Below are 1207 nucleotides of genomic sequence, written 5' to 3' on the forward strand. Positions count from 1 at the left end.
CGGTGAGCTGGGGGTGGCCGCAGAGACCAGCGAGAAGCGACTGTTTACTAAAAACACAGGTCCGTGCGAAGCCGTAAGGCGATGTATACGGACTGACGCCTGCCCGGTGCTGGAACGTTAAGGGGACCGGTTAGTCACATTTCGGTGTGGCGAAGCTGAGAACTTAAGCGCCAGTAAACGGCGGTGGTAACTATAACCATCCTAAGGTAGCGAAATTCCTTGTCGGGTAAGTTCCGACCTGCACGAATGGCGTAACGACTTCTCGACTGTCTCAACCATAGGCCCGGTGAAATTGCACTACGAGTAAAGATGCTCGTTTCGCGCAGCAGGACGGAAAGACCCCGGGACCTTTACTACAGTTTGATATTGGTGTTCGGTTCGGCTTGTGTAGGATAGCTGGGAGACTGTGAACTCTGGACGCCAGTTCAGGGGGAGTCGTCGTTGAAATACCAGTCTGGTCGTGCTGGATGTCTAACCTGGGTCCGTGATCCGGATCAGGGACAGTGTCTGATGGGTAGTTTAACTGGGGCGGTTGCCTCCTAAAGAGTAACGGAGGCGCCCAAAGGTTCCCTCAGCCTGGTTGGCAATCAGGTGTTGAGTGTAAGTGCACAAGGGAGCTTGACTGTGAGACCGACGGGTCGAGCAGGGACGAAAGTCGGGACTAGTGATCCGGCGGTGGCTTGTGGAAGCGCCGTCGCTCAACGGATAAAAGGTACCCCGGGGATAACAGGCTGATCTTCCCCAAGAGTCCATATCGACGGGATGGTTTGGCACCTCGATGTCGGCTCGTCGCATCCTGGGGCTGGAGTCGGTCCCAAGGGTTGGGCTGTTCGCCCATTAAAGCGGTACGCGAGCTGGGTTTAGAACGTCGTGAGACAGTTCGGTCCCTATCCGCTGCGCGCGCAGGAACATTGAGAAGGGCTGTCCCTAGTACGAGAGGACCGGGACGGACGAACCTCTGGTGTGCCAGTTGTTCTGCCAAGGGCATGGCTGGTTGGCTACGTTCGGGAGGGATAACCGCTGAAAGCATCTAAGCGGGAAGCCTGCTTCGAGATGAGTGTTCCCACCCCCTTGAGGGGTTAAGGCTCCCAGTAGACGACTGGGTTGATAGGCCGGATCTGGAAGGCGGGTAACCGCTGGAGGTGACCGGTACTAATAGGCCGAGGGCTTGTCCATATTTGCTCGCGTCCACTGTGTTAGTTCTGAG

Annotated in this window: 1 rRNA gene (cut by a window edge); it reads left to right on the forward strand. The window is 56.5% G+C overall.

The annotated features are described in order from the left end of the window. Positions 1 to 1176 (forward strand): 23S ribosomal RNA (locus ACZ66S_RS40550); it begins 2027 nt to the left of the window's first position. Positions 1177 to 1207 lie beyond the last annotated feature (31 nt).

Source organism: Streptomyces sp. NPDC107471 (genome assembly GCF_055582845.1).